The sequence below is a fragment of the Streptomyces sp. NPDC050121 genome (assembly GCF_044460385.1).
Classification (GTDB): Bacteria; Actinomycetota; Actinomycetes; order Streptomycetales; family Streptomycetaceae; genus Streptomyces; species Streptomyces soliscabiei.
In genome coordinates, this window is the sequence record NZ_JBITJV010000030.1 from 12,963 (window position 1) to 37,022 (window position 24,060).

Sequence of the window (24,060 nt, forward strand, 5' to 3'; positions counted from 1 at the left end):
GCGGATCCAGAACCTGTGGGCGGCCCCGGCCCGGAGCCGCCCGCAGGTTCGGTCCCTCGTCAGCTCCAGGGAGACGCGGTGAGCCAACTGGTGTCCTGGGCCCACGAGTTCGTGTTGTCCCAGGCGTTGGTGCCGCCGTTGCTGGCGATGTAGGCCGTGTAGTTGTAGTGGCGGATGTACTTGGTCGGGAAGTTGGAGGACTGGAAGGAGGTGCCGACCCCGCTGTTGCCCGCGGTGGGGCAGAAGGTGGCGTCCTTCGCGAACGAGCTGCCGCCGTTGTCGGTGTTCAGGTAGAGCTGGTAGTTGGAGTGGCGCAGGTACTGGCCGGGTTTGTCGGCGGACTCGAAGGACAGGCAGGAGGTGTTGGCCAGTCCGTTGCGGACGATCCAGGTGGCGTTGGCCTTGTCGGTGGCCGAGCTGGCGGAGTTGATGCTGGAGATGACGACCTTGGTGTCGGCGCTGTTGTGGCGCAGGTAGTGCGAGGTGCAGCAGGGCGAGGTGGTGGCCTTCAGGGAGATCCGGGAGCCGGGGGTGAGGGTTCCGGTGCTGGTCGAGCCGCTGTTGTAGCCGGCGGCGGTGATGTTGGCCTGGACGGCGTTCTCGGTGGCGTCCGAGGGGTAGCCGGAGGTCATGACGCCTTCGTAGAAGGTGCCCTGGCCGGTGTTGCTGTTGTCACCGCCGATGCCGAGGATGATCGCGCCCTGCTTCTTCATCGGGTTGTAGCCGGTGGCGTTGGGGCGCACGCCGTCGTAGAAGGTGGACAGGCTGCCCGACTGGGCGTTGCCGCCGCGGATGGCCCAGTGGTTCGGGCCGCCCTTGACGATGGCGGTCGTGAACCGGTGGTTGATGGTCGGGTCGCCCGCGTTCACTCCGCGGTTGACCCCGGAGAACAGGCCGTTCTCCAGGTCGGCCATGATCCAGGGGCCAGTGCCGCTGCCGGAGCCCCAGCCCGTGCTGGTGCCGAAGTAGATGGCCTCCATGGTGCCGTTGCCGTCGTCGTTGCCGGTCGTCTCGGCGTTGCCGTAGTCGAAGCAGCAGCCGCCGTTGACGTGCGTGCCGTCGAAGATCGCGTACATGCCCTCCGGCTGGTCGCCGGTGGCGATGCCGTTGGTGTTGTTGTTGCGGTAGCCGGTGCCGGGGGCGACGTAGACGCCGTACGCCTTGTGCCCGCCGACGGTGACCGGCGCCTCGAAGGCGTTGGCCAGGTTGTCGTTCCCGTTCTCCGCCGGGCCGGGCCAGTAGCCCTTGAGCGCCTGGGTGAGGTTGTTGTGCTTGGGCGACTGGTCGTAGATGACGGTGATGACACAGCTGGTGTTCGCGCAGAAGGAGTCCTGCTGCGCGGCGTCGGCGTATCCGCCGGCGCTCAGCAGGCCGATGTCCTTGGTCGCGCTGTCGGAGGCGCGCTTGACCTGGTAGAGCGGGCCGGTGTACGCCCCGTACAGGGCGCGGGTGGTGCTGTGCGCGGCGACGCAGGGGGTGCCGCCGGCGGCGTAGATGTCGCACGGCCCCTCGGTGGCGGCCTGCGAGGGGGCGGCCGTGGCGGTGAGCAGACCGGCCGCGAGCGCGGCGGTGGCACCGGCCGCGAGCAGCGCCCGTCTGACGCTGCGTATCCACGGTGGCTTGAACATGAAGGGCTCCTTCACAGGATGGGGTGAGGGTGGGCGTCGACGAACCCCGGTGTCCGGCTGTGCGGGGGGTGCGGGTCGCGTCGACGCTTCCGTTGCCGGTGCGGCTTCGGCCGTTGTCGGCACCGGAGGCGGGGTGGGCTGCTGGTCAGCTCCGAGGGGTTGGCGGCGAACCGGCTGGTGTCCTGGCGCCACGGTGAGGGTGGTGTCACAGCCGCTGTAGCGCCGTTGCTCGTGTGGTGGGCGGTCGGGTGCCGGCGTTCTCCCGAGACGCGTCGGCACCCCTGTCGCTGTCGGGTCAGCTGGTCACCCGGAAGGTGGCGTCACTGCGTCCCGTCGCGGTGGTGATCGGGTCGAGCTTCAGGTAGTAGGCGTAGTGGCGGATGTAGCGGTCGGGGTGGTTGTACGACTGGAACGACGACCAGGTGGAGTCGGCGAGCCCGGCGACCTTGTTGAAGGTGGCGTCCGCGGCGAACTGGGCGCTGCCGTCGTTGTGGACGAGCTGGAAGTCGTAGTTGGCGTGGCGCAGGAAGTAGCCCGGGTAGTTGACCGACTCGAAGGAGACGGTGTCGGTGCCCGTCAGGCCGGGCCTGAGCCGGAACTGGGCGTCCTCGACGGGGGTGACGTCGGGGTCGATGCGCACGTCGAAGTTGATCTGGCGCACGTACCGGTCCGGGAAGTTGTACGACTGCAGCCGCTGCGCCGGGGTGTTGGGCCAGCGGGCGAGCACGCGGCTCTCCTCGGCGGCCGTGAGGGTCATGATCGCGCCGTGGCGCTTCGGGGTGCCGCCCATGTCGTAGCTGGTCGCATCCTGAAGCCGGTAGGTGCTGACGTCGAACGGGTTGGTCGTCAGGATCGGCCTGTATTCGCGGACGCCCTGCGGGTTGTTGTAATCGATGTAGAGGGCCCACTCGTTGCGGTCTCTGAACTTCATCCAGACCGGGCCTTCGACGACATTGCCGGTGAGGCCGATGCTGGAGAGGTTGCCGAGGTTGGTCCACGTCCCCAGGATCGAGTTGCTGCCCTCGACGTTGTTCTGGCCGTCGCCGGAGACCCGCAGGTAGCGGTAGGGGCCGGTACCGGCGGGCACCTCCGTCATCTGCGTGTCGACGACCGGCGTGCTGCCAGGGGGATCGATCCAGATCTGCGGGGTGGTGATGGTGCGGAAGTCCTTGGTGCGGGCGGAGTAGATGCGGTACTTGAAGATCCCGTTCACCGTGGCGTTCGTCGCCCAGTACAGGACGTAGTCGTTGGTCACGGGGTTGAAGATCGCCTCCGGCGCCCACGCGTTCTTGCCGCCGGGGATCAGTCCGGCGGCGCCGAGCAGCCACGGCTTCGACCACGTCACCAGGTCGGTCGACTCCCACACCACGAAGTTGGGGCTGCCGTTGGTGTACGTCGAGCCGCAGCGGATGCACAGGTCGGTCGCGATGATCCAGTACTTGCTCCCGTCAGGAGAGCGCACCAGTGCGGGGTCGCGCACGCCCTTCGTGCCGATCATGGAGTTCAGGACCGGTGCTCCGCCGTTGAGGTCGTTCCAGTGCAGGCCGTCCGTGCTGTGCGCGAGATACAGCATCTGACCGGTCGCGGAGTCGCCGGTGAAGTGCACCATCAGATAGCCGGGGTCGGCGGCAGCCGCCCGCTGGGGCGTGGTCAGGGCTTGGCCCGTGAAGAGGAGACAGACGGCGAGCAACATCACCGTCAGCCGGGCGCGGAGCGCAGACATGGGATCTCCTGTCGCGTGCGGGTGCCACCGCCGGCTAAGGGGAAGCGGGGCGGCGGGGGGAACTTGGTCTGGCCATGGGCGGGACAGGACCCGAATACCGCGCGAGCCGGAAGGTCGGATCCGAACAACGGTGTTTCACCGCTTCGCCCATGGTGCCGTGGTGACGGCGGGTCAGGGCGCGCGAGCAAGCGCATCCACCCAGGTGGGGACGTTGCGACACGGGCCGGGTGTGTGTGCTTCTCAGCGCCCGTGAAGGCGTTTCAGGTGCGCGGCGCTTCGGCTGGAAGCCTTCGTAGCCAACTCACTGTCCAATCAGGCATGTTGAACGAAATATCGAACGCTGTTCGTGAAATCGGGCAGACGTTAAATCCGGAAAGGAGGGCGCGTCAATACATCCGACACATCCGATCCGCCGACGTACAAATGGGCGACCCGGCACTCACCCGGCCCCCCGGCCCGGCTCATACGCGATATGCCCCGTCCGCTTCTGGGCGGACGACGGGGTCCAGTTCCGCTGACGACCATGGCTGGCGGCGCGAACAAGGTCTCCCTGCTCGACGCCCAGCGCAACTACCGGGAACGCCGGCCGAGGACAGGGCCGGGCAGGCCGCGGTGGCTCAAGGAGGCCACGAGCCCCCGCCTCCGCTCCCACGCATCCAGCACATCCCCGCCCGCACAACCCCCAGCACACCGCACCAGCAGCCGGCCCCACCCTCGATCACCAGCCACACCGCAGCGCTCAACCCCGTCAGGCAATCACCTGCACAACGTCCACCCAGTTTCTGTTATTGCCCCGCCGTCCCCCCGTCTCCTGTACATGCACGCGACACGACAGATCAGTCGGCGCACCACGCTCAAGGCCGCGGGCGCCGCAGCCGTCGGTCTCGCCGGCGTCGCCACCCCCTCGGTGACCGCGGGCGGAGCCTTCGCGCACCCCGGCCTCCTCCACACCGGCGCCGACCTCGCCCGCATGGCCGCCAAGGCGAAGGCCGGCGCCGCGCCCTGCACCGCCGGGTACGCGAAGCTGACCGCCAACCCGCATTCGCAGAGCGGCTGCACGGCCCGTCCACAGGCCATCGTGCACCGGGGCGTGCAGCTGCACCCCCGCAGCACGTGGGCACAGAACTACGGGATGACCCGCCAGCCGGTAAGGATTTGTGTTCACAAGGCTAGACACAAGCGACGTCCATATCCGTTAATCCATCACATGTGTCAGCGAAGATTCACGTTCCATATTTCGGACGACGTTTGAAAAGTCGAACGACGTGAGGAAGAGGTCGTCGGCCTGTCGGCCGTAGGGCGCCGCGTCGGCAGCACACAAGCCCGTGACACGCCACGCCCGACCGTCGGACGTGTGAGCCAGCACATCAAAAGTCCAAGCAGTCGCTCTGCCGTATCGAAAGGCTCAAGATGTCTTCCTCCGTCAGCAGGCGTCGTCTCCTGCAACTGGCCGGGGCCACCGTGGCCGCCTCTGCCACCGGATCCTTCCTCGGCGCGTCTTCCGCCCAAGCGGCCATCGCCCCCGCGAGGACCGACATCGGGGTCTTGGCGCACCCCTTCGAACTCGGCCAGGTACGACTCACCGCGAGCCGGTGGCTGGACAACCAGAACCGCACCCAGAACTACCTGCGGTTCATCGACGTCGACCGGCTGCTGTACAACTTCCGCGCCAACCACAAGCTGTCCACCAACGGCGCGACCGCCAACGGCGGCTGGGACGCGCCGAACTTCGGCTTCCGCACCCACATCCAGGGGCACTTCCTCACGGCATGGGCACAGTCGTACGCCGTGACCGGGGACACCACCTGCCGGGACAAGGCCACCTACATGGTCGCGGAGCTGGCCAAGTGCCAGGCCAACAACAGCGCCGCCGGATTCAGCGCCGGGTACCTCTCCGGCTACCCCGAGTCCAACTTCACTGCTCTCGAGCAGGGCACCAGTGGCGAGGTGCTGTACTACACGATCCACAAGACCCTCACCGGCCTGCTGGACGTATGGCGCCACATCGGCAGCACACAGGCCCGGGACGTGCTGCTCGCCCTGGCCGGATGGGTCGACTGGCGCACAGGCCGGCTGACCACCCAGCAGATGCAGACCATGTTGCGCGTCGAGTTCGGCGGCATGAACGCCGTGCTGACCGATCTCTACCAGCAGACGGGCGACGCGCGGTGGCTCACCGTCGCCCAGCGCTTCGACCACGCCGCGGTGTTCGACCCCCTGGCGGCCAACCAGGACCAGCTCAACGGAATCCACGCCAACACCCAGGTGCCCAAGTGGATCGGGGCCGCCCGGGAGTACAAGGCCACCGGCACCACCCGCTACCGGGACATCGCCACCAACGCCTGGAACATCACCGTCAACGCGCACACCTACGCCATCGGCGGCAACAGCCAGGCGGAGCACTTCCGCGCCCCGAACGCCATCGCCGGCTACCTGACCAACGACACGTGCGAAAGCTGCAACACCATCAACATGCTCACCCTCACCCGGGAGCTGTTCGCGCTGGACCCGAACCGCGTCGCGCTGTTCGACTACTACGAGCGGGCGTGGCTGAACCAGATCATCGGCCAGCAGAACCCGGCCGACGACCACGGACACGTCACCTACTTCACCCCCCTCAAGCCGGGAGGCCGGCGCGGTGTCGGCCCGGCGTTGGGCGGCGGCACTTGGAGCACCGACTACGGCACCTTCTGGTGCTGCCAGGGCACGGGCCTGGAGATGCACACCAGGCTGATGGACTCCATCTACTTCCACAACGACACCACGCTGACCGTGAACATGTTCGTGCCGTCGGTGCTCACCTGGACGGAGCGCGGTATCACCGTCACCCAGACGACGACCTACCCCGTCAGCGACACCACGACCCTTCAGGTCACCGGCAGCGTCAGCGGCACCTGGGCGATGCGCATCCGTATACCGAGCTGGACCACCGGGGCCACCATCAGCGTCAACGGCGTCGCGCAGAACATCGCCACCACGCCCGGCAGTTACGCCACCCTGAACCGCTCGTGGACCTCCGGCGACACGGTCACGGTCCGCCTGCCCATGCGGATCGGCATCCGACCGGCCAACGACAACGCGAACGTCGCCGCGATCACCTACGGGCCGGTGGTCCTGTCCGGCAACTACGGTGACTCCACGCTCAGCTCCCTCCCTGCGCTGACCACGTCCTCGATCAAACGGACCAGCAGCAGTTCACTCGCCTTTACCGCCACCTCCAGCGGCTCCCCCGTCAACCTGGGCCCGTTCTACGACGCGCACGGCTTCAACTACACCGTCTACTGGAACACCACCGGCAATACCGTCCGTCTCGTCAACGCGAGCAGCGGTCTCCTGCTGGGCATTCAGAACATGTCCACGGCCGACGGCGGCCGCGCTCTGCAGTGGACGGACAACGGCACCGCCGACCACAACTGGGAAATGATCACTGATGGAAGCGCGGTCCGCTTCCGCAACGCCAACAGCGGCAAGGTGCTCGGCGTCTTGAGCATGTCCACGGCAGACGGCGCGACCGTTCTGCAGTGGTCGGACAACGGCACCGCCGACCACAAATGGACCCTGCTCGACCAGCAGGACGGGACCTACAAGATCCGCAACGTGAACAGCGGCAAGCTGCTCGCCATCGCGGGCAACTCCACCGCGGTCGGCGCGTTCGCGGTCCAGGACACGGACGACGGCACCGCCGACAACCGCTGGCGCATCGTGCTGAACTAGCGTCCGTCGCGGAAGGAGGGCTTGGTCGTTCTCCCCCACTTATGCTCAGCCCCTTCGACCATCGTTCGTCATACCGGACAAAGCTTGTGGCGGTGCCTCTCGGACCCGCCACAAGCGGCTTCCGATGCCCATTGCCTTCCTTGTAGAGCCCGGTTGGGGCTCGTGGCCTTCGGGGCCGGTATGACTCTTTGCCCCTGTCCTCGATGATCCGGGGGTGCTGTCGCCGGTCCCGGCGGCACCGGATGGTCGCTGATGGAAGCGTGTCCGCCGACAGGCAGGGCTGCGTAATGTGGCTGCCGATCTCCGGTGCCCGGCGGGCCACCGGTGGTGACTCCGGGGAGGGGAAAGCCCGGCGACCAGCAACGCCGCGAGGTCCTGGAGACCCGCACGACGGCCCTGCTGGAGGCCCACCCTGTCGCGAAGGTCCTGACCTCCATGCCCGGGGTCGCGGTCAGGACCGGTGCACCGCATCCTGGCCGAGGCCGGCGACGCCAGCGCGTTCCCCACCGCCGCCCACCTGGCCTCTTATGCGGGACTGACCCCCACCACACGCCGTTCGGGAACCTCCGTCCGGGGCGAAGGACCGCCCCGCGGCAGCAACAAGACGCTCAAACGGGCCCTGTTCCTGACCTCGTTCGCCTCGCTGAGCAGCCCCGAGTCGCGAACCTACTACGACAGGAAACGGGCGGAAAACAAGCGCCTCAACGCAGCCCTCATCTGCCTGTCGACGATCAAGTTTTTCGGCTCTGGCGAAGATCTTGTGACCGGGCCCGCGACACCAGGGCATCCTGACACGATGTCAGGCGTGTAATTCACGGAGTTTTGAGACATTTCATCCCCATTTGGTCGATGTCGTAGTCGAGGTCGTTCAGCACTCAGCGGCCCAGATCGTCCTGCACGCCCACGCGCGAGCGGCAGGGGCGAGGTGCCCGCACTGCTCCAGGGCGTCGGGGCGGGTACACGGGCGGTACGTCCGGCGTCTGGCGGACGCGGCGATCGGGGGCAGAGCCGTGGTCGTCGAGCTGCTCGTGCGCCGCTTCCGCTGCCTGAACGGCGCCTGCAGCGCGGTGACGTTCGCCGAGCAAATCGAGGGGCTGACCACGCCGCACGCCCGTAAGACCCCGCTGCTGCGCTCGGTACTGTTGTCCATAGCCTGCACGCTCGCCGGCCGGCCCGGCGCCCGCCCAGCCGCGCTGCTCGGCATCGGCGTCGCCAAGGACACCCTGCTGCAACTGCTCCGTACCATGCCTGACCGGCGTGAGGGGCCGGTGCGGGTCCTGGGCGTGGACGACTTCGCTCTACGCAAGGGTGACTCGTACGCCACCGTCCTGGTGGATCTGGAGGCCCGCCGACCGGTTGATGTGCTGCCGGGCCGGGACGCCGGACCCTTGGCCGCCTGGCTGGCCGGGCATCCGGAGGTGGAGATCATCTGCCGGGATCGGGCCGGTGCCTACGCCGAGGGTGCCCGGACCGGTGCTCCCCAGGCTGTCCAGGTTGCCGAGGGCTGGCATCTGTGGCGGAACCTCGCCGAGGCCGTGGAGAAGACCGTCGGCTCGCACCACAACTGCATCCGCTCCGCGTTCGCAACGAGTCCAGCCAGTGAGCTGGAGACGGCAAAACGGCACGATGCAGCCCTTCGGCCCTCCGGACAGCACGCGCGACTGCCTCGGCCGCCCGCGGTGCCTGGTCGCCCGCACCAAGGAACGCTACGCGGCGGTGCAGGAGCGACTGGCCAAGGGCAAGTCCCTGATGGCAATCGGCCGGGAACTGCGGCTTGACCACTCCACCGTGCGCCGCTTCGCCCGTACCGCCTTGGGTGACAGGCGCGCCCGGGTGTGCGTCAGTTGCTGTCAGTGAGGATCGTGAAGACCCGGTTGAGGCCGACGATGGCGGCGCAAGCGGGTGGCGACACCGCTCACCTGCCCCGCATGTCCCCATCTCTGAGGTCAGCGGTTCGTCTGTCGCCCAGCAGACCGTCATGGAGATCCTCCAGGCAGAACGCGGTGTAGCCACCGGTGTCGTCCTGGCAGAAGAAGCCACCCCCAACTGGCGCAACAGCTAAGCCAAATGAAACAGACAACCGAGAATCAAACGCTCACTAAGAAGCGTCTCCGCGTTGGTGGGGCACGTCGTCAGGGTGCTGTGGGGCGAAGGGCGAGGAGGGCTTGGAGTGGCCGGGTGGGCTGGGGGGTGCCGCGCCAGATCAGTGCTTTGCGGTAGGTGAGGGAGGGACTGATCGGGACGGTGCGGATCCGGGAGTTTGCTGTGAGGGCCCGGTCGGTGCTCACGGTGAGGGAGATGCCGACTCCGGCTTCCACCAAGGCGGCGTGCAGGCCCCCGTCGTTGGTTGCGTACTGGGTGGTGAAGTCGATGCCGGCCGCGTCGAACGCGGACTGCAGGCGTGATCGTAGTCCGCTGTCGGGGTCGTAACTGATCAGGGTCTTGCCGGACAGCAGCTCGATGGGCATGTTCTCCCGGCCGGCCAGCGGAGAGTCTGCTGGTACGACGGCCACGATCTCGTCCTCGAGCATGACCACGCTGCGCAGGTCTTCGGCGAGGGGCTGCTGGGGCAGGGCCACCACGGCGGCGTCCAGTTCGCCTTCTTCGACGCGCGAGATGAGTGCGGCGCTGCGTCCCTCGACGAGCTGCACGGCGACGCCCGGGTACTGGTGGTGGAAGGTTCCCAGGAGTGCGGGCAGGGGGGTGTGCTCGGCCCCGTCCACGGTGCCCAGGACGAGTGTGCCGGTGACCAGGGCGGCACGGGAGGCGAATTCGGCGGTCACTCGGTCGGCGTCGGCGAGGGTCTGGGCGGCCAGGGGAAGCAGCACTCGTCCGGCTTGGGTGAGTCGGACGCTGCGGGTGCTGCGTTCGAAGAGCGCTTCGCCGAGTTCTTTTTCCAGGGAGCGGATCTGGTGGCTGACAGCGGGCTGTGCCACCGACAGCCGCTCGGCGGCGCGGGTGAAGCTCTGCTCCTCGGCCACGGCCACGAAGACCCGCAAGGTCCGCAGTTCCACGATCATCAACCTCATTTATTAATGGCATCAAAAACTGGTCTTTGACCTCTTGCTTGTTTATCTTCACTGTAGAGGCATGGCAGACGTGACACAGGCGCCGAGGCGCCTCGACGGGACGAAGACGAAGCTTGCGGACACCCTTGGCCCACCCGGGCTCAGCAAGGGGCAGGTGACGTGGATGTCGGTCGCGGCCGGCGTGAGTGTCGCCAACGTCTACTACCTGCAGCCGCTGTTGCGGCCACTGGCGGCGTCCTTCGGCGTGTCCGACGCACTCGCCGGACTGCTGCCGATGATCACCATGGTCGGCTACGCTGCCGGGCTGCTGCTGGTGGTGCCCGCCCTGGAAAGGACGGGACTGCACCGGCTGATGCGCTGGCTGAACGCCGGCAGGCTGTTCGCCCTGGCGCTTGCTGCATCCGCCACCGACTACGCGCTGTTCGCGGCGGCATCAGTACTGCTCGGAGCAACCAGCGTGCTGGCACAGATTCTGATGCCCGCCGCGGCGTCGCTTGCGCCGCGCGAGGCGGTGGGGCGCACGACGGCACGCATCACAGCCGGTCTCTTCGGCGGCATCGTCGGTGCCCGGGTCATCGCCGGGGCGCTCGACGGTCTCCTAGGCTGGCGTTCGGTGTATGTGCTGTCGGCGCTGATGACGCTGCTCGTGCACCTTGCACTGCGAGGCCTGCCCGAACCGCCCGTGCGCCACGGGCTGGGCTACCGGGCCCTGCTGGCTTCGCTTCTGCCTCTCCTGCGTGGTCAGCGCGGGCTGCGCCGGGCGGCGCTGACCGCGGCTGCCGGATTCGCCGGCTTCAACGTCTTCTGGACCGCCGTGACGCTGTACGTGACCGGCCCGGCACACCGCTGGTCGACCACCAGTGCTGGACTGCTGGGCCTGGTGGGCGTCGTCGGCACCGCCACGGTACTGGCCATCGGCCGGTTCCTCGACGGCCGCATGCGGCGGCGTCTCGCGGTGGCGGCCGCGGCGGTGATGGCTCTCGGCCTCCTCATCGCCGGTGTATGGGGCCTGTCGGCCGGTGCCCTCATCGTCGGGGCGCTGCTGCTGGACTCCGGTGCCCGCGTGAGCAACGTCGCCAATCAGACCCACGCCCTCACACAGCATCCCGAGGCACGCGCCCGCCTCAACACCCTCTACATGACCGCGTACTTCGCGGCCGGTTCGCTCGGTTCCGCGGCAGGGGCACTGCTCTTCGCACACGGCGGCTGGACTGTCACCGCGCTGGTCGCCGCAGCCCTGGCCGCACTGGGAGCCGCGCTCGCAGCCAGAACATAGCGAGGGGGTGAAGGGCCTGGTCAGCGGGATGTCCACCGGCCCATCCATCTCTTCCGCACTCCCATGACCTGCCCCTTCGCGTGCTCGACGCGCGGTGCACCGTGGGTACAGCGGCCGTGCGCTGACGAGCATGGACCCCTCGTCCACCGGTTCTACGGTGACGGCACAAGGCGGCGAACCCCTAGTTGCCCCCTCCGGTCGATGGCCACAAGGCAGTCGGCGAATCCCCAAGGTTGGTCGAACTGGCAGTGTCCGGTCGGCCATGACCTGCACAAGTCGGCCCGGTACCAGCCGTGGCCCCCACAGAAAAAAACACACCATGAGTGATGCGAAGAAGGTCCTGACCGATCTGGTGCTGTCCACCTCGACGGAGCACGCGCCCCTCGACGCGCCCTGGGAGACGATCGACATCGCCGACTGGCTGCTGAACCTCCCGGACAAGGAGTACCAGCGCTGCGCTCCGCCGGACCACAAGGCGGCCGGCTACACAACGACCGACGACGGCCGACCGATGTCGATCAACGTGGAAATGATCGGCACCGGGCTGGTGATCCAGCACTACGTCGCCGAGATCGCCGAGAAGCACCACTGCCACATGGTGTCCACCTCCGATGTCCTCACCCCGCACGGCTGGACCACGGTCCAGGTGATCTGGGACCTGTCGGCCAAGAACAACGGCGACGGCACCGTCACCTACACCAACCAGGTCACCAGCCACCCCACCCAGGAGTTTATAGACTTCCTCGAGACGACCGGCGGCACCTTCGAAGAAGCAGCCGCCGCACGGCAGGCCGCCTCCGGTGACCACAACCGGCGGGAAACCCCGCTGTTCGCCGCAAGCATCGCCCGCCACGCCCACGCACGGAGCGCACAGTGACCACGCAGCCCGCTGCGCAGTCCACGGCTCCGTCGCCGCGCGAGATGGCCCGCGCCTTCACCCCGGCCCTGACCGAGCTGGTGGAGGATCCCCTGTACAGCCAGGTGTGGGCTGATCCCGCGCTCAGTCCTCGGGACCGCAGCATCGCCACCGTCGCCGCGGTCGTGGCGCTCTACCGCCCCGAGGAACTGCCCGCGCAACTGCGGCGGGCCGTGGACAACGGAGTGACCCAGGCCGAACTCGCGGCGATCATCACCCACATCGCGTTCTACGCCGGCTTCCCGGCAGCCATCAGCGCCTCGGCCATCGCGGCCCGCACGCTCCTGGACTGAGAACGCACACCCCGAGTCCGCGGGCCACCTCCCGCTCCCGCCCTTCCCCGTACATCGAGGACCGCATCCGCGCGTGCCGCGCAACAGCGGTCCCGATGACGACAGACGAGGGGCGGACGGTTGGCCCGTGGTCTCGGCCGCAACTATCTCAGCGTCGGCCGTCGGGGCACCGACGCTTCTGGACCGAGCGCGGCAGGCGGCACGGTACGGGGCCGCCGGCTCTCCTCCGCCCCATCAATTCGACGATCGCGTTCACGTGTTCCGCAGAGCAGGAGTCCTGATGACGACAGTGGAGGGCCGGGCGGTTCCGCCGCCCCGGCGGTTGGGTCCCTGGTCGGCGTTCAGCCTTCAGGCCTCGGTGGTGGTCTTCTTCCTCGCGGGGGCCAGCGCGCCCACCCCGCTTTACGCCACGTACCAGCAGGAGTGGCACTTCTCACCGATCACCACCACAGTGATCTTCGGCGTGTACGCGGTGGCCATCCTGCTGGCGCTCCTCGTCGTCGGCTCGTTGTCGGACCATGTCGGCCGCAGGCCCGTGATCTTCGGTTCGATCGTCGTCCAGACGGCGGCAGTCGTGGTCTTCGCGGCCGCTGACGGCGTTCCGGCTCTGCTGTGCGCCAGGATCCTCCAAGGACTCGCGACGGGCACGGTCGTGGGAGCCGTCGGCGCGGGCATGATCGACATCTGGCGTTCCGCGGGAACCCTCGCCAACGCGGTGACGCCGGCAGCCGGGACCGCCGTTGGCGCCCTGGGTTCGGGGCTGCTGGTGACCTACGCCCCGCAGCCAACTCATCTCGTTTACCACATCCTTTTCGGCATCTACGTCCTGCAGGCCGTCGGGGTGGTCCTCATGGCAGAGACGGCGGCCCGCACACCGGGCGCGCTGCGCTCCCTGCGCGTGACCTGGTCGGTGCCGGCGCAGGCACGCGGCCCGCTGCTGCGGGTCGCTCCGGTCGTCCTGGCCGTCTGGGCCCTGGCGGGGTTCTACGGCTCGCTGGGCCCTGCACTGGTCCGGGGTGTCGTCACCGGTGAGGGAGCGCTCCTGGGCGGACTGGCGCTGTTCACTCTCACGGCCAGCGGTGCATTGACCGTTCTGGTCCTGCGCTCCGCTGCACCGTGTACCACCATGCGGATCGGCACTGTGGCTCTGATCGCGGGCGTCGCCCTCACCCTGCTGTCCATCGCAATCGGATCGGCGGGGCTGTTCTTCACCGGCACAGCGGTCGCGGGAGTCGGATTCGGAGCCGGATTCCAGGGGGGCGTACGCACCGTCGTCCCCCTTGCCGAACCGCACGAGAGATCGGGACTGCTGTCCGTGATGTATCTGATCTCCTACCTGGGCTTCGGCCTCCCGACCATTGTGGCGGGAGTGATCGTTGTGTACGGCGGTGGAGTGGAGAGGGCTGCCTACATCTACGGGATCGCCGTGATGCTTCTCGCGCTGCTGGCTCTCATCAGCACATTCGGGCCCTCGGGGGCCAGAGCCCCTGCGGCGCCGGAGGCCGTGTCGGGGTGCGCGCCCGGCACCGGCTCCGCGGCCGTCGACGTGTGCGCCGACGCCTGCCACGCCGGGCCGTCGGGGCATGGTCCTTCGCTGAAGGTCAGCACCCTGGCACACAAGGGAGACGAACCCCGATGACGCAAACCGTGCCCTCTCTCGCACCCCGGATCGTCGTCGGTGTGGATGGCTCCTCGTCCTCGAAACGGGCTCTGGCCTGGGGGCTTTTCATGGCGCGGACAACCGGGAGCGTCCTGGAGGTCGTGACAGCCTGGCAGAACCCCACTTCCTGGACCGGCGTCGCGGACGACTGGGACCCCGTCGCGGAGGCGCGAGCCATGCTCACAGCCTGTTGCGCCGAGGTGCTCGGTGACGACCAGCCGTCGGATCTTCGGCTCACGGTGCTCGAAGGGCCCGCCACGGCCGCTCTCCTCTCTGCCAGCGCGGGGGCAAGGATGCTCATCCTCGGCAGCCGGGGTCACGGCGGGTTCGCGGGGCTCCTGCTGGGTTCGGTCAGCGCCGCGTGTGCAGAGCACGCCGCCTGCCTCACCCTGATCATCCATGGCGACGACCTGCCTCCCGGTCCGATTCCCGCCTCGCTGCCAAAGGTTCACGAGGTGAGCCATCCGGACGACGCCGGATGCCGTGCGGCTGCTCCCGCCGGTCGGCCCACACTCAAGCCAGGGGAAGAAGGAGCACGATGACCACCGACAACGACCACGACACCGGGTCCGCAGACCAGACGCCGCAGCGTCGCCCCTATCCGCATCCCGCCGCCGGATGGGGCGCCGCCAAGAGCGTCGGGCAGTTCCTGCTGCGCGAGCACAGTCTGGTGGCCGGCACGCGCGCCATCCAGCGCATGAACCACGAGAACGGCGGCTTCGACTGCCCGGGGTGCGCTTGGCCGGACGACCGCAAGGGCCTGCACCTCGACATTTGTGAGAACGGCATCAAGCACGTCACCTGGGAGATGACCCGTAAACGGGTCGACCGGGAGTTCTTCGCGGCGCACACCGTGACGGAGTTGATGGAGTGGTCCGACTTCGACCTCGAAAACCAGGGACGGCTGACCGAGCCGATGGCCTACGACCCGGTGAGTGACCAGTACGTGCCCATCGGATGGGACGAGGCGTTCGCCATGGTCGGTGAGGCGCTGCGCACTCTCGACGACCCGAACCAGGCCGCCTTCTACACGTCGGGCCGGCTGAGCAACGAGGGTACGTTCCTGTACCAGTTGCTGGCCCGGGAGTTGGGCACGAACAACCTGCCCGACTGCTCCAACATGTGCCATGAGGCGAGCGGACGGGCTCTGCAGGCATCCATCGGAACCGGTAAGGGCACCGTCGACCTGAGCGACTGGCAGTCCACGGACGCACTGTTCGTCTTCGGCGTGAACGCCGCCTCCAACGCCCCGAGAATGCTGACCTCCCTGGCCGAGGCCCACCGGCGCGGGGCACAAATCGTGCACGTGAACCCAATGATCGAGGCCGCCGCGGGCAGCACCATCGTCCCGCACGAGTTCATGGAGATGGCCCGCTTCCGTGCCACCCCAACCAGCACGCTGAACCTTCAACCGCGCATCGGCGGCGACATGGCCCTGCTGCGCGGCATGGCCAAGGCCGTCCTGGATGCCGCACGTGTCGATCCCTCGGCCGTCGACCGGGCCTTCATCGAGCAGTGCACCAGCGGCTTCGATGCCTATCGCGCGATGTGCGCAGCAACATCGTGGGAGACCATCGAGCGCCAGTCCGGAGTCAGCCGTGACGAGATCACCACGGCGGCCGACATCTATCTGGCCTCGGAGCGCACCATCATCAGCTGGTGCCTCGGGCTGACCCAGCACGAACACGGCGTGGACACCGTCCGGGAGATCGTCAACCTCCTTCTGCTGCGCGGAAACCTGGGCCGCGCGGGCGCCGGCCCGTCACCGGTGCGGGGCCACAGCAACGTCCAGGGCAACCGCACCTGCGGCATCGACCACCGGCCCTCTCCCGCGTTCCTCGACCGCCTGGGCGAGGCGTGCGGCTTCACCCCGCCCCGAGACCACGGTCTGGACACCGTGGGCACACGTTGCCGCGTTCGACGACCGGGGGGCGTTCTGCGAGCCGACGCTGAGCCGGGTGCTGGAGTCGGCGCTGATGCTACTCGATGTCCGCCCGCGAGCGCGGGTTGGACTTCGGTCATCATCCCGGGTCTCTCCCTTGCGTCGTGGTGTCCTCCACCGGCCCTGTGACGGCCGGTGGTCACCCGCGAGGGAAGCCACCCCGATGGCTCGGTGGCCACTGCATGCCCCTCCTGCGGGCGCGTGGCGGCCATCGTGAACAACCACCCCTTGTCCGCGACCTGACGGCGGCCGGTAGCGAAGTCGGTCAAGGAGAAACGCCCGCTCCTGGCGGCCTGCACGGAATCGGACAAGGGGTCCGTGGTCGGGCAGACCACGACTCGACAAGGGGGCTCGAGGACTGGAAGTCGTACACGGCGGAAGCCAACCAGGCCGACCCCGCCTCCATGCTCCAGCTCTATCGTTCCGCCCTGCGCCTGCGCCGCACCCACCCCGGTTTGCGGGGCGAGGACTTCCGCTGGCTGGACAGCCCGGCCGGCACCCTCCTCTTCGAACGGGGCGACGGCGTGTCTTGCGCGATCAACCTTTCCGAACGACCTTTGCCCCTTCCCGAAGCCGCCACTGTGCTGCTGGCGTCAGGCCCGCTCGACGACGGCCTGCTGCCGACGGACACCGCCATCTGGCTCCGCCACGGTTGACGGGACATACAGTTGCTGACGTAGCCACCAGACGCCGCCGTCAGCAGCGCAGCCGCCGCAAGCAAGGTAGGTCTCCAGTGCCAAGAACATGTTCTTGGCACTGGAGACCTACTGCCCGATGGTCCCCCCAGCCTCTGGGGGGACCGTCCCGCGACCCGACGGCAACAGCTCCTCGATCTGCGAATCCGCAACGATAGGGACGTGGCGCCCGACACGGCACCGTCCGGCGTACCTGTCCGAAGACGCAGCCGCCTTCGGCCAGGTGTTTGGGCGATGCTGTTGCCCAGGAAGTAAGCCCCACTGCGGGTCGCCGATCTTGCAAACGCCCACGCCGTCGGCCGTTGCCCGCCCACAAGGTGATCGGAACCTTCGTGAGCGACGCCACCTTCGGTGCGCGCGGTAGTCGGTCAGAACACCCATCGCTCTTCTCCCGGTCTCCGTGTCCCAGGAGCCCGTAGACCAGACGGCAGCGGCAGTGTCAGTGGCCGGCCCTAGGATCGCGTCGAACGCACTGGCCAGGAGTCCTGCCGGCCAACCAACCGACCGAGCGGAGAGCGCCGTTGTCCTCGATACACGACTTCGCGACCTGGGAGCCGCTGCTGCGGCTGGTGCGCGATTCCCACCCGGAACGGCTTGCCGCGCCCGGCGGTCGCTTCACGGGCCAGATCAGTCTCGGCAGTTGGACCCTTCCTGCGCAACAGCCGCGCCCAGTGCCAGGGCGAGCCCTACAAGTGGCAGACATGCAGGACCAGTTCACCGCCGTGGAACGGGTCCAGGCCGCCCTCAGGGCCGACGGCGCGAGCGGCGTTTCGTACATGGTCGAGACGGCGCCGGACGGGAAGACCGTGCTCCATGTCATCGATGCGGGGCCCGCCGTGGAGCACGGCGTCAGGAGCCCCTTCGTAGGAGCCCTGCTCCTGGTCGAGGGCGCCGTTCCCGAGCCCTGGCGGCGCCTGCCCGAGGAGTTCCCGGGCGCGGCGCCGGCGCCGTCGGCGGACCCGGCGCTGCTGGCGCGGACGCTTCGCGAGCGGCTCCCCGACGCCATCGGTGCCACCGAGGAGGAGATAGCCGCAGCGGAGGCGCGCCTCGGTGTCACGCTGCCCGACGAGCTCAAGACCCTCTACCGCGTCACCCGTGCGCGGTGGCAGGACTGGAGCGGCGACTACGCGGCGCAGGAACGCGGCAGCAAAGCGGTCGGCTGTGAGCTCTTCCCCCTGGACGGGCTCTACATCGCGGACGCCCGGTCCCGTCCCTGCCCTTGGCAGTTCGCCGCCAAGGACGCGGTCGTCACCGCACCGGACGCCGCCGTGCAGGGCCTCGTCGGCTCGCCCGGCTGGATCGCCTTCGGCGACAACGGCGGCGGCGACCGGCTGGCCCTCGACCTGACACCGGGCCCGGGCGGACACGCCGGGCAGGTCATCATGATCGACCACGAGCGGAGCATCGGGGCGGCACTGCGCGCCGACTCCCTTACCGACATGGTGGTCAACCACCGCGACGACTGGCGTTCGAACGATGACTGGAACCGTCCGCCGGTGGTGGCCCAGGTGAGCACCCACAGCCCGGGCGGCATGGTGACCGCCGCCCGGCCCGAGCTGGAGGTGCTCCGGATCGGTGGTCGGAAGGGCGAGCCGGTCGGCCTCGCCTTGGTCGCCGGCCTCCCCCGCCTGCGGACGCTCACCGCCTCCCCGGGCACACTGGCCGATCCCCTGGAGATCGCCGGGCTGACGGGTCTGGAATACCTGAGCCTCGGCCCCGAGGAGTGGCGCGTCCTGCTCAACGCGGGCGCCGTCCCCCGGAGCCTGTCGGCCGCCGCCATCGATGTGCAGGGCGAACAGCACCCGTTGCCGGTCCTCGACCTCGCCAACGAACTCCTCGCCCTGTGGGACCGCCCCCTGATCACCCGGACCGTCCTCGAAGGCGACCTGGACACCGACCGGACGGCCGGGGGCACCCGGTGAGCGACGGCGGAGTGGAGGAGATGTGGGCGCCGCTGCCCGCGTACAGGGTCGAGACCGGTACCGAACCGCTGGACCGGCCGGCCCGGAACTCGTTGGGCGGGTGGCCCTACTTCGACGACGACCAGGAGTGGCCGCGTTGCTTCTGCGACGAGCGGATGGCCCTGTTCTTCCAACTGGACCTGCCGGACGACATCGAGTTCTTCGGCGGAGAACACCTGTCGGTCTTCCACTGCGCCCACCACAACGACGCGTCCGACCCGGTGACGGCCGACGGCCGCCTCGTGCCGCGGTTCTGGGAGGCTCCGCAGCCGCCGTTCCCGGGCTCGTTCTGGCGGGTGCTGCTCCAGCGTGACCCGGGGGTGCCGGAAGCGGAGCCCGAACCGGCCGTGCGCGCCCTGACCCTGACCCTGCGGCCCTTCGTGGACGCGCACGGGCCGTTCGACGTGCATTTCAAGGTGGGTGGTACGGCGGCCTGGGCGCAGTGGCCCGAGCGGTATTGGTGCGCGTGCGGCACGGAGATGGCGTTCCTCTGCCAGGTACCCGAGTACCAGGAGTTCGGCGTCCACCCCGGGGCCCCGGTGCAGCCCTACAGCATCCGGGACGACGCCTACCTCCTGTTCCTCGGCAACAAGGTCTACCTGCTGGCCTGCCCGGCGCGTTGCGATCCGGCGGCCGTCTTTCCGGTGAACCAGCACTGACGCCGGGTCGCCCGGGCGCGTGCCGAAAGCAGATCCTGGCCATGGGACGATCTTCGTTCGCGGCACATGGAGATCTGACGGACGAACCATGGGCTGTGCTGGAAGCGTCGTTGCCGAGGGGTGAGAAGTCCGGCCGGCCGCGCCCAGTCAGACAGTGGTGAACCGCAGCTCCGGGCGCTCCCACGCAACCTTCGGCGGCGACGGGGCGACCCCGCTCAGGACCTCAAGATCATCCCGTGGCGGGTTTCTGGCGTATCTGGGAACCTCGGGGAACGTGGGCACGCTCACTTCGGCGGCAGCCGTTCAGCGTCGCGATCTCGCCTTCCAGCCGCTTCGACTTGCGGATGAAGTAGACGCCGCGCAGGAACTTGAACGCGCCGAACAGCAGCATGCCGCCCCGGATGTAGAGGCCGATCACGGGGCGAGCACCAGCTTTCGCAGGGATTGCGTGTCGGGCTGGTCCGCGACGGCCGCGTCCAGGGCCAGGCCAAGCTGGTCCTCGAAGCCGTCGGCGGGATAGCGCAGGGTGGCCGAGTCGGACCAGGACAGCTGCCAGCGTGCGGCGCCGCGGGCCGTCAGTTCCATGGTGACCAGCTGGTTCAGGGCCCGCCGCAGCGCCGGGCGGAAGAACTCGCGGGCCACGCTGCCGGTCGCGGCCGCCGCCTGCTCGGACTTCGGGAACTGGTCGGCGATCCGCCAGCGCACGGCCGGGTCGTCGTCGATCGCGTCGAGCAGGGCCTGGAGGTCGGGGCCCGCGCCCTCGGCGGAGAGGGCCTCACGGATGTCCTCCGCGCCCTGGGCGACGTACAAGGTCATCGACTCATGGACCAGGTCCTCCCAGTCCACCCGCTTGAGCGCGAGCGCCTCCGGGGTGAGGACGGCCTGCTCCAGCGCGGCCAGCACCGCGTCCGGGTCGGCCAGCAGCTCCAGAGCGGGCCGCGCTGCCCGTCGGCCGCGGCCGTCGTCGGGCAGGGCCTCGATACGGGCCACGCGCTCGGCGAGCGAGGGGTGGGAGTCGTACGGGGAGGCGGGCTCGGTCGACAGCTCCCGGCGCAGCTCCTCCAGCTCGGCCGAGCGGGCGTCGAGGAGCCGGCGCAGGCCGCCGAAGACCTCGCCTGGCCGGGGCAGCAGACCGGCGCCGACGCCGAGGGTGGCGTACGAGCTCATGTAGAACGCGTGCGCCGAGCCGAGGGCATTGACCTCGCGCAGCGCGGACGCGGCGGAGTCGCGTCCGGCGACCCGGACCGAGGCCAGGTCGGCGGCGAGCTCCTGGCGGCGGGAGGTGGTGAGTGTGGCGCGCAGGTAGAAGTTGCCGTACGCCGTGTAGATCTTGGCCATGCCGCGGTACGTCGCACCCAGGCCCGGGGTGTCGACCATCAGGGTCTTCTTGCCCTTGGCCGCCCGCTTGGCGGCCTTCTCCTCCTGCCTCTCGCGCTCCCTGGCCTGCTTGTTGTCGGAGCGCTCGTGGAAGTGGGCGACAGTGCGGATCAGTTGGGCGCGACCACGGGCGATCAGCGGGGTGAGGAGGGTGTCGAAGTTGGCGTAGTGGCCCATCTCGTGTGCGAGTACGGCGCGCAGCTGCATCTCGTCCAGGCCCATCATCAGCGGCAGGCCGAGGTAGAGGCGACGGGCACCGGGCCGCAGGCCCAGCAGCGAGGAGCCCTCGCTGACGGCCGCGTTCACGTGCTCGATCAGCACGATCTCGTCGGGCGCTCGCGTGCCGACCTGGCGTGCGACATCGTGCATGGCCTCCCACAGCGCGGGCTCCTGGGCCTCGCTGACTGTGACGGTGATGCCGGCCGGAGGCTCGGCCGTGGGGGGGCGCAGCATGAACAGGCCGCGCACGACCGGGATCGCGAGGACGACGGAGAAGACGACGATGCTGTCGGCGGTGGCGTGCAGCCCGCTCCTGATGGCGACGTAGTCGATGCCGGCCAGGACTGCCAGCAGGACGACGCCCAGCAGGTAGAAGCCTGCGAGCAGGACGAGGGCGCGCAGAGCGCGCAGCGAAGCGCCCATATGAACAGATCCCCCCCGGGATGAAGTGCGGTGCGGATCCGCATCATGCGGCCCCGGGGGCGCTTACGGCAACTTGATCGGCGGGCCGTTCCCCCTGGTGGCGCCGTGTGCGGCGGGGACGCCCCGGCAGGCCGGGCGAACCTACCGCCTGGGCACGACCGGCCGGTTGGGGCGGTGCCCCGCCGGAGTGTCTCCTCGTCCGACGTCTTCGACGTCCCGGTCCTGGTCATCTTCGGCAATGCCGACCGCCGCAGGGACCCGTCTTCGGCACATCTCTACGACACGGTGCCAAATGCGCGCGTCGAGTGGCTGCCCGACGTCGGACACTTCCCCATGTTGGAAGCGCCGGAGACGACAAGCGAGTTGCTGCTTGCCTTCGCGGCGGCAGACCGCTGACACCGATCGCTACCCTGGTGCTGTGCGGGCCACAGAGTTACCACCTGACTGAACGTCGGTGCAGGTTGCACTACCGCGGCAGGCAGAGCGACTGCCCGGGATCAGCATGGCCGGGTTCAACCATCGCGTCCCGGCGCTCGTGGACATCACCATGGTCGCGCACCCATCAGTCACCCTGTTCGTGGACCTGAGCGAAGACGGCCTCGTCTACAACGCCCACGGCCGACGCGAACGCGGCAGCGTGGTCGTAGGCCTCATCCCGGGCGACTTCCGGATCAGCAGCCGGACGGCCGAGGCAGGCCAGTGCCTCCAGATTCGGTTGTCGCCGGTCGCGGCGGCCGCAGTGCTCAGCGCGTCGACCGGGGTCGTCGGGACCGTGGTCTTGCTGGAAGATCTCTGGGGCCGCGACGCCAGGCGAGCCGAGGACAGGCTGCGCGCCGCCACATCGTGGGACGAACGGTTCACGATCGCGGCGGATGTCCTCGGCCGACGGCTGGACACCCGCCCGCCGCTCGATCGGGAGGTCGCTGCTGCCTGGCGGCGGATGCTCAACAGCCGGGGACAGGCGCGGGTCGACAGCCTGGCGAACGAGGTGGGCTGGAGCCGTAAGCGCCTGTGGTCCCGCTTCCGGTCCCAGGTTGGCCTCACTCCCAAGCGCGCCGCCCAGCTGGTGCGCTTCGACCACGCCGCCCACCTTCTCGCAGCGGGTAACGCCACCGATCGGGTGGCGGCCGCAAGCGGCTACGTCGACCAGTCCCACCTCCACCGCGAGGTCAAGGCGTTTACCGGGGTGACGCCCACCGCCGTAGCCGCTGCGCCGTGGCTCGCGATGGACGACGTCGCGTGGCCGACTTCGTTCGCCGGCCTACCGCCGTCGCTGTCTGCGTTACGTCAGGTCCCGGCGAGGTGAGCACAGGCTCCACGAACGGAGCAGGTGGCGGCCCTCAGAACTTGCCCGGATGTCGGTCGTGGTGACAACAAGCCTACCTTTCTGACAACTACCGTGCTTCGGCACAGTAATTGATGCTCGCCATTCTCGTTTCTGGCCTTTCAATAATCGACGTCGATGTAGTCGATATCCGTGAATTCGGCTTCAAGGCGGTCGGCACGACGGCCGTTGTCCTTGAAGTAGACCTCCTGTAGGCCTTCGGCGATCACCTCGTTCGGTGACTCGGTGCTACGGCCCTGCTGGGCGTCGAACAGCCGCTTGGCGTAGGAGGCCGGCAGATGGGCGGTGATGCGGCGGAAGCGGCCGTCGTCGGTGGTGCCGCCGGGAGCGTCGTAGCCGAACCGCGCCCGGGTCTCCACGGTGATCCCGCCCGTGGTGGCGGCCCGCGGCGTCGATCCGGTCGGCGATCGCCCTCGGGGGCCCCTATGCCCCTCGTCAAGCTGTCGTGATGATGGCTGGCATGACGGATGGGGTGCGGGGCTCGGGCCGTGAGAGCCGCCGGGGGTGGACGCCGCTGCATTTCGCGGCGGATGAGCAGGATGCCGTGGCTGTCGGCTCTCTCCTGGCGGCGGGTGCGGGAGTGGATGTCCCCGACGAGCAGGGCAATACGCCTTTGTGGCAGGCGGTGTTCACGTATCGAGGTGATGGTGCGGTGCTGTCGCTGCTGGTCAATGCCGGTGCCGATCCGGACATGGACAACCTTCACGGTGTGAGTCCGCGGCGCCTTGCCGACTGGCGTATTGGTTCAGATGCCGTGGCGCATCTCGGGGATCGTCCTGTCTCGTAGTGCAGTTTATGCAGGTCAGGCGGCTTTGGCGGGCTGTGGCTCATAGAAGGTTCCGTCGCGGAGCATGGCGAAGAGGACATCGGCCCGGCGTCGGGCGAGGCAGAGCAGGGCCTGGGTGTGGTGCTTGCCCTGCGCGATCTTCCTGTCGTAGTAGGCCCGCGAAGCCGGGTCGCCCAGGGCGGCGAACGCGGAAAGGAAGAAAGCCCGTTTGAGCTGCTTGAAGTCAACCACGCCCAAGCCATACCCGGGGCCACTGGATCCTCCGGACCGTACGACAGCCCATCAGACCCATCAACAACGTAGGCCCCCCAGGTCATGCCTTCGACAGGGGGACACAGTCATGCCGGGCCCGGATGCCGGCGGTCCCATTTCAGGACCGTGGAAAACATGACGAGGGACTGCATGACTGCTCG

Annotated in this window: 20 protein-coding genes and 3 pseudogenes; 16 read left to right on the top strand and 7 right to left on the bottom strand. The window is 68.7% G+C overall.

The genetic code is table 11. The annotated features are described in order from the left end of the window. Positions 1-59: 59 nt before the first annotated feature. Positions 60-1,628 (bottom strand): alpha-L-arabinofuranosidase B, encoded by a 1,569-nt coding sequence (locus ACIBTS_RS34745; RefSeq protein ID WP_399324680.1) that lies wholly within the window; start codon positions 1,626-1,628, stop codon positions 60-62. Between the two features lie 295 nt (positions 1,629-1,923). After that, on the bottom strand, positions 1,924-3,351 hold the full coding sequence (locus ACIBTS_RS34750) for a glycoside hydrolase family 43 protein (RefSeq protein ID WP_399324681.1): 1,428 nt from the start codon (positions 3,349-3,351) through the stop codon (positions 1,924-1,926). A gap of 817 nt (positions 3,352-4,168) precedes the next feature. Here ACIBTS_RS34750 and ACIBTS_RS34755 point away from each other — a divergent pair. The 4 genes and pseudogenes from ACIBTS_RS34755 (at position 4,169) to ACIBTS_RS34770 (ending at position 8,843) form a co-directional block, all read left to right on the top strand. Further along, entirely contained in the window at positions 4,169-4,603 is a 435-nt protein-coding gene (locus tag ACIBTS_RS34755) for a hypothetical protein (protein ID WP_399324682.1), read from the top strand. 158 nt (positions 4,604-4,761) lie between these two features. Beyond that, the gene (locus ACIBTS_RS34760; RefSeq protein WP_399324683.1) at positions 4,762-7,065 is read left to right on the top strand and encodes a beta-L-arabinofuranosidase domain-containing protein; all 2,304 of its coding nucleotides are present in this window, start codon (positions 4,762-4,764) and stop codon (positions 7,063-7,065) included. A 357-nt stretch (positions 7,066-7,422) separates the two neighbouring features. Continuing rightward, positions 7,423-7,792: pseudogene (locus ACIBTS_RS34765) on the top strand (transposase); the annotation flags it as partial. 115 nt (positions 7,793-7,907) lie between these two features. Then, positions 7,908-8,843, top strand: coding sequence for an ISL3 family transposase (locus ACIBTS_RS34770; RefSeq protein ID WP_399324684.1), 936 nt, complete (start codon positions 7,908-7,910; stop codon positions 8,841-8,843). A 354-nt stretch (positions 8,844-9,197) separates the two neighbouring features. Here ACIBTS_RS34770 and ACIBTS_RS34775 read toward each other — a convergent pair whose 3' ends face one another. Then, positions 9,198-10,094 (bottom strand): LysR family transcriptional regulator, encoded by an 897-nt coding sequence (locus ACIBTS_RS34775; RefSeq protein WP_399324685.1) that lies wholly within the window; start codon positions 10,092-10,094, stop codon positions 9,198-9,200. Positions 10,095-10,155: 61 nt separating this feature from the next. Here ACIBTS_RS34775 and ACIBTS_RS34780 point away from each other — a divergent pair, with 61 nt between their 5' ends. The 9 genes and pseudogenes from ACIBTS_RS34780 to ACIBTS_RS34820 all read left to right on the top strand — a co-directional run bounded on the left by ACIBTS_RS34780 (position 10,156) and on the right by ACIBTS_RS34820 (position 19,496). After that, a complete protein-coding gene (locus tag ACIBTS_RS34780; RefSeq protein ID WP_399324686.1) occupies positions 10,156-11,370 on the top strand; it encodes an MFS transporter in 1,215 nt (404 codons plus the stop codon). Positions 11,371-11,689: 319 nt separating this feature from the next. Beyond that, positions 11,690-12,247 carry a hypothetical protein gene (locus tag ACIBTS_RS34785; RefSeq protein WP_399324688.1) on the top strand — a complete coding sequence of 186 codons (558 nt, stop codon included), beginning with the start codon at positions 11,690-11,692 and terminating at the stop codon, positions 12,245-12,247. Continuing rightward, complete coding sequence (locus ACIBTS_RS34790) at positions 12,244-12,579, top strand: carboxymuconolactone decarboxylase family protein (protein ID WP_366362841.1); 336 nt, start codon at positions 12,244-12,246, stop codon at positions 12,577-12,579. Before ACIBTS_RS34785 ends, ACIBTS_RS34790 begins: the two co-directional genes overlap by 4 nt. 280 nt (positions 12,580-12,859) lie before the next feature. After that, positions 12,860-14,218, top strand: a complete 1,359-nt coding sequence (locus ACIBTS_RS34795) for an MFS transporter (protein WP_399324689.1) — start codon at positions 12,860-12,862, stop codon at positions 14,216-14,218. Beyond that, entirely contained in the window at positions 14,215-14,781 is a 567-nt protein-coding gene (locus tag ACIBTS_RS34800) for a universal stress protein (protein ID WP_399324690.1), read from the top strand. The genes ACIBTS_RS34795 and ACIBTS_RS34800 overlap by 4 nt, the downstream gene beginning before the upstream one ends. Then, positions 14,778-16,145: pseudogene (locus ACIBTS_RS34805) on the top strand (molybdopterin-dependent oxidoreductase); the annotation flags it as partial. The gene ACIBTS_RS34800 and the pseudogene ACIBTS_RS34805, both read left to right, overlap by 4 nt. 440 nt (positions 16,146-16,585) lie before the next feature. After that, complete coding sequence (locus ACIBTS_RS34810; RefSeq protein WP_399324691.1) at positions 16,586-16,837, top strand: DUF3459 domain-containing protein; 252 nt, start codon at positions 16,586-16,588, stop codon at positions 16,835-16,837. 560 nt (positions 16,838-17,397) lie between these two features. After that, positions 17,398-18,798: an SMI1/KNR4 family protein gene (locus tag ACIBTS_RS34815; RefSeq protein ID WP_399324692.1), complete on the top strand. Its 1,401-nt coding sequence runs from the start codon at positions 17,398-17,400 to the stop codon at positions 18,796-18,798. Further along, a complete protein-coding gene (locus tag ACIBTS_RS34820; protein WP_399324693.1) occupies positions 18,795-19,496 on the top strand; it encodes a hypothetical protein in 702 nt (233 codons plus the stop codon). Before ACIBTS_RS34815 ends, ACIBTS_RS34820 begins: the two co-directional genes overlap by 4 nt. Positions 19,497-19,725: 229 nt before the next feature. On the opposite strand, the gene ACIBTS_RS34825 is transcribed toward ACIBTS_RS34820, so the two are convergent. Further along, a complete protein-coding gene (locus ACIBTS_RS34825) occupies positions 19,726-19,914 on the bottom strand; it encodes a hypothetical protein (RefSeq protein ID WP_399324694.1) in 189 nt (62 codons plus the stop codon). Further along, positions 19,911-21,515, bottom strand: coding sequence for a M48 family metalloprotease (locus ACIBTS_RS34830; protein WP_399324695.1), 1,605 nt, complete (start codon positions 21,513-21,515; stop codon positions 19,911-19,913). Before ACIBTS_RS34830 ends, ACIBTS_RS34825 begins: the two co-directional genes overlap by 4 nt. Before the next feature lie 174 nt (positions 21,516-21,689). Between ACIBTS_RS34830 and ACIBTS_RS34835 the strand changes: the two genes are divergently transcribed. After that, positions 21,690-21,911, top strand: coding sequence for an alpha/beta fold hydrolase (locus ACIBTS_RS34835; RefSeq protein WP_399324696.1), 222 nt, complete (start codon positions 21,690-21,692; stop codon positions 21,909-21,911). A gap of 106 nt (positions 21,912-22,017) precedes the next feature. Then, complete coding sequence (locus ACIBTS_RS34840) at positions 22,018-22,821, top strand: helix-turn-helix domain-containing protein (RefSeq protein ID WP_399324697.1); 804 nt, start codon at positions 22,018-22,020, stop codon at positions 22,819-22,821. Between the two features lie 140 nt (positions 22,822-22,961). Here ACIBTS_RS34840 and tpg read toward each other — a convergent pair whose 3' ends face one another. Continuing rightward, complete coding sequence (tpg, locus tag ACIBTS_RS34845) at positions 22,962-23,219, bottom strand: telomere-protecting terminal protein Tpg (RefSeq protein WP_399324698.1); 258 nt, start codon at positions 23,217-23,219, stop codon at positions 22,962-22,964. Between the two features lie 101 nt (positions 23,220-23,320). Here tpg and ACIBTS_RS34850 point away from each other — a divergent pair, with 101 nt between their 5' ends. Beyond that, positions 23,321-23,647 carry an ankyrin repeat domain-containing protein gene (locus tag ACIBTS_RS34850; protein ID WP_399324699.1) on the top strand — a complete coding sequence of 109 codons (327 nt, stop codon included), beginning with the start codon at positions 23,321-23,323 and terminating at the stop codon, positions 23,645-23,647. A 15-nt stretch (positions 23,648-23,662) separates the two neighbouring features. On the opposite strand, the pseudogene ACIBTS_RS34855 reads toward ACIBTS_RS34850, so the two are convergent. Then, positions 23,663-23,923, bottom strand: a pseudogene (locus ACIBTS_RS34855) (IS110 family transposase); the annotation flags it as partial. Positions 23,924-24,060 lie beyond the last annotated feature (137 nt).